This window comes from Streptomyces sp. NPDC059080, assembly GCF_042739975.1.
GTDB lineage: Bacteria > Actinomycetota > Actinomycetes > Streptomycetales > Streptomycetaceae > Streptomyces > Streptomyces benahoarensis.
The window spans coordinates 1-3,581 of sequence record NZ_JBHYGX010000024.1; the positions used below are offsets into that span (position 1 = coordinate 1).

The window sequence follows — 3,581 nt, forward strand, 5'->3', positions numbered from 1 at the left end:
TCCCGCAACTCGGCGGCCTGTTCCACAGAGAGCTCCACGCCAAGAGACCCTGCCACACAAGATCACGTAACGCTGACGGAATCACGAGACACTAGTGTCTCGTGATCCTGTTTGCATCACGCGCTACCGAGTCGCAAGCAGATCTGGCCGCCGCCGAGAACCACTTGAAGGTAGGCACAAAGGGGCAGACCTAACTCCGATTTGGCTTATTTTCACTCATGAATACCTGGAATCACGCGTGATGGCACAACTACTATGATCATTCCGCAACCTGAAGGAAGACCGACCTTCAGGGGTTTCATGCATTTTTCTCCACTTGGGGGCACGAGTGAAGAACATTCGCAGGTACGCCGCAATCGCAGGCTTCGCGAGCGCCGCAGTTCTGGCCTTCGGTACGCCGGCACAGGCCGCGCAGGGGACCTGGAAGGTGGACATCCCCGGCTGCAAGATCTACGAGCAGGTTGAGGTGCAGAGCAGTCACGACCACATGCGCTGGTACACCAAGGGCGGCTCCAAGGGCTGCGAGGCCTGGATCTTCGACCAGAAGGACCAGTCCACCAAAGCTCGCCACGTCGTAGACGGCACCGGGTCCTACTACAGCGGATGGGTCTACGACGGCCCGGGGCACCAGATGCAGGTCTGCGGCCGCAATGGCGAGGGCCAGATGGCATGCGGTCGGATCAACTAGTCTAAAATAAACACTTCTTAGACTTTTCGGGGCGTCCAGGGTGTTCTCGGACGCCCCGAAAAGTTCAGAAGGTAATCACGTTAGGATTTGCTCCCCGAACGTGAGCGGGCGTCAGGCCCGTCGCCCGAAAGCCTTACACCTGCCTCAAGGACAGCGATGCTTGCAATGAGCCGTCGACAGCGGCACGGCTGGATAGCTCTGACGGCCGCGGCCTGCTTCCTCACCGCATGCTCCGCGAACGACCCGTCCCCGACGGGGGATTCCGCCTCATCATCTGAGCAAGCCCAGAAGGCAGGTACGGAGCCCGGGGCCAGCGACAAGCCGCAGGCCCTACCCGCCCGGAAGAGCGATGGATCCCTGCTCGTGCAGATCCCCAACTGCGCGATCTACGCCCAGAAGGCGCATGGGCAGATCCGCTGGTACACGACCGGTGGCTCCAAGGAGTGCGAGGCGTGGATCACCAACAACACGCCCGGGGACTCCATCAAGGGCGAGCACCTGGTAGACACCACCGGGCCCTACCGCAGCGAGTGGTTCCCAGTCCGCTCTGGCGACGAAGTCTGCGGCCGCAATGGCGAGGGTCAGATGGCGTGCGCGACCGGGGAGTAGGTTTTCTTAGGGCGCACGTGCAGTGGAATCACACCGCCGCAGAGTAGAGAACGTCAGCCCGGACGTGAGTGGCGCTCCCGCTGGCGAAGCGCCTCGGGAAGAACCCTCGCGAGGTGGCTACCGCCCTCCAGGAGCGGCTGTCCGCAGTTCCGTGGGTCTCCTCTGTCGAGGTCGCCGGGCCTGGCTTCCTCAACATCACGCTCGCGGACAGCCACATGCTCGACCTGCTCAGCAGTCGTCTCGGCGACGCTCGGCTCGGGGTCCCGGCCACGCAGGAAGGACAGCGGGCCCTCGTTGACTACTCCTCTCCCAACGTCGCCAAGGAGATGCACGTCGGGCACCTCCGCTCGACGCTGATCGGTGACGCCCTCGTCCGGGTCCTCTCCTTCCCCTCATCGTGCAGAAGAGCGACGGAGGGTTCGGGTACGCCGCGACTGACCTCGCAGCCGTCCGGTACCGAACCCAGGAACTCAAGGCGACCCGGATTCTGTACTGCGTGGACTCGCGCCAGGCCGCGCACTTCGACATGGTCTTCCGCACGGCCAAAACGGCGGGCTGGCTCACGGAGGACGTCAAGGCCGTCCACGTCCAGAACGGGACGATCAACGGGCCGGGCGGCAAGCCGTTCAAGACCCGATCGGGCGGCACGGTCCGCCTCGCAGACCTCCTGGACGATGCCCTGCACCAAGCCGAACAGGTCGTCGCGGAGAAGGACCCGGACCTCGCCGCGGACGGGCTGGCGAAGGTGGCACACCTGGCCTCCATCGGGGCCGTGAAGTACGCAGAGCTGTCCACGGCGCGCGCGAAGAACTACAACTTCGACGTCGAGCAGATGGTCAACTTCCAGGGCGACACCGGCGTATACCTCCAGTACACGCACACCCGTGTCTCCTCCATCCTCCGGAAGGCCGGAGACACCGAGGTCGCGTTCAACCCGAACCTCGCTCTGGCAGCCGAAGAGCGTGCCCTGCCCTGATCCTGGACGAGTTCGGGACGGTACTGGACTCCGTTTCCGCGACGCTTGAACCCCATCGTCTGGCCGGGTACCTGTACCGGCTGGCCAAGGCGTACACGAGCTTCTACGAAGCCTGCCCTGTCCTCAGGCCGCAGTCTCCCGAACTGCGTGCGAACCGCCTCGCGCTGTGCCAGCTCACGCAGACCACTCTGGCCACCGGCCTGGGCCTCCTCGGCGTCGCCGCACCCGAGCGAATGTAGACGCCGCTGCCCGTCGGGCTTGTGCTCAGTCCAGAATGAACGAATCAACGAGCATCACGCCCGACGATGCCGGGGTGTCGACACGAAGCTGCGTCGGCTCCCCGGCAGGCTGGCTCTCACGTACAGGAGATCGGCGAAATGGCAGAGCGCAAACCCATCGAATCATGGCTCACCGACATGGACGGCGTCCTAATGCACGAGGGCATCCCCGTCCCTGGAGCAGACGCCTTCATCAAGAAGCTGCGCGAAACCGGTCGCCCCTTCCTGGTCCTCACCAACAATTCGATCTACACGGCGCGGGACTTGCATGCCCGCCTTCATCGCATCGGCCTGGAAGTGCCGGAGGAAAACATCTGGACTTCCGCCCTCGCCACCGCGAAGTTCCTCGATGATCAGCACCCCGGTGGCTCTGCCTACGTCATCGGTGAGGCGGGCCTGACGACCGCCCTGCACGAGGTCGGCTATGTCCTGACCGACCACGAACCCGATTTCGTAATCTTGGGTGAAACTCGGACTTATTCGTTTGAGGCTATGACCAAAGCGGTGCGGCTGATCAACAATGGCGCCCGCTTTATCGCTACCAACCCCGACGAGACAGGACCTTCGGCGGAGGGCGCCCTTCCCGCCACCGGGGCCGTCGCGGCGCTCATCACTGCGGCCACCGGCAAGAAGCCGTACTTCGTCGGAAAGCCGAATCCCTTGATGATGCGGACGGGTCTGAACACGATCGGCGCGCACTCGGAGAGCAGCGCGATGATCGGCGACCGGATGGACACGGACATCCTTGCAGGGCTGGAAGCCGGGATGGAGACATTCCTCGTGCTCACCGGGCTGACAGCCAAGGACGACATCGGTCGGCACCCGTACCGGCCGACTCACATCCGGGACTCCATCGCAGACCTGGTCGACTACATCTGAGGGCCCGGCGCCGGGCGGGCACGGCCGGGCGCCACCGCCTGAGGGTCCGGTCAGGTGCCGTTCGGGCCTGTCTCTGATACACAGCTGACGCGGCCGACGACACTGCAAGTGTAGAGCTCGGTGGTCGCCGTTTCTTGATGCGAGCGAGGGT

The 3,581-nt window shown here is 64.0% G+C and carries 5 protein-coding genes and 1 pseudogene; all 6 read left to right on the forward strand.

The annotated features are described in order from the left end of the window. Positions 1 to 328: 328 nt before the first annotated feature. The 6 genes and pseudogenes from ACFWWQ_RS19470 to ACFWWQ_RS19495 all read left to right on the forward strand — a co-directional run bounded on the left by ACFWWQ_RS19470 (position 329) and on the right by ACFWWQ_RS19495 (position 3,430). Positions 329 to 688 (forward strand): hypothetical protein, encoded by a 360-nt coding sequence (locus tag ACFWWQ_RS19470; protein ID WP_384597711.1) that lies wholly within the window; start codon positions 329 to 331, stop codon positions 686 to 688. Between the two features lie 165 nt (positions 689 to 853). After that, entirely contained in the window at positions 854 to 1,297 is a 444-nt protein-coding gene (locus tag ACFWWQ_RS19475) for a hypothetical protein (protein ID WP_384597712.1), read from the forward strand. Between the two features lie 113 nt (positions 1,298 to 1,410). Beyond that, positions 1,411 to 1,622 (forward strand): annotated as a pseudogene (locus ACFWWQ_RS19480) (arginine--tRNA ligase); the annotation flags it as partial. Between the two features lie 72 nt (positions 1,623 to 1,694). After that, positions 1,695 to 2,273: an arginine--tRNA ligase gene (gene argS, locus ACFWWQ_RS19485; protein WP_384597714.1), complete on the forward strand. Its 579-nt coding sequence runs from the start codon at positions 1,695 to 1,697 to the stop codon at positions 2,271 to 2,273. A 2-nt stretch (positions 2,274 to 2,275) separates the two neighbouring features. After that, a complete protein-coding gene (locus tag ACFWWQ_RS19490) occupies positions 2,276 to 2,512 on the forward strand; it encodes a DALR anticodon-binding domain-containing protein (RefSeq protein WP_384597860.1) in 237 nt (78 codons plus the stop codon). Between the two features lie 138 nt (positions 2,513 to 2,650). Next, on the forward strand, positions 2,651 to 3,430 hold the full coding sequence (locus tag ACFWWQ_RS19495) for an HAD-IIA family hydrolase (RefSeq protein WP_384597716.1): 780 nt from the start codon (positions 2,651 to 2,653) through the stop codon (positions 3,428 to 3,430). The last annotated feature ends 151 nt before the right edge of the window (positions 3,431 to 3,581 follow it).

Excerpts from the sequence above, each read along its gene's own strand:
- ACFWWQ_RS19495 (WP_384597716.1), top strand. The coding sequence starts at position 2,651 with ATGGCAGAGCGCAAACCCATCGAATCATGGCTCACCGACATGGACGGC.
- ACFWWQ_RS19475 (WP_384597712.1), top strand. The coding sequence starts at position 854 with ATGAGCCGTCGACAGCGGCACGGCTGGATAGCTCTGACGGCCGCGGCC.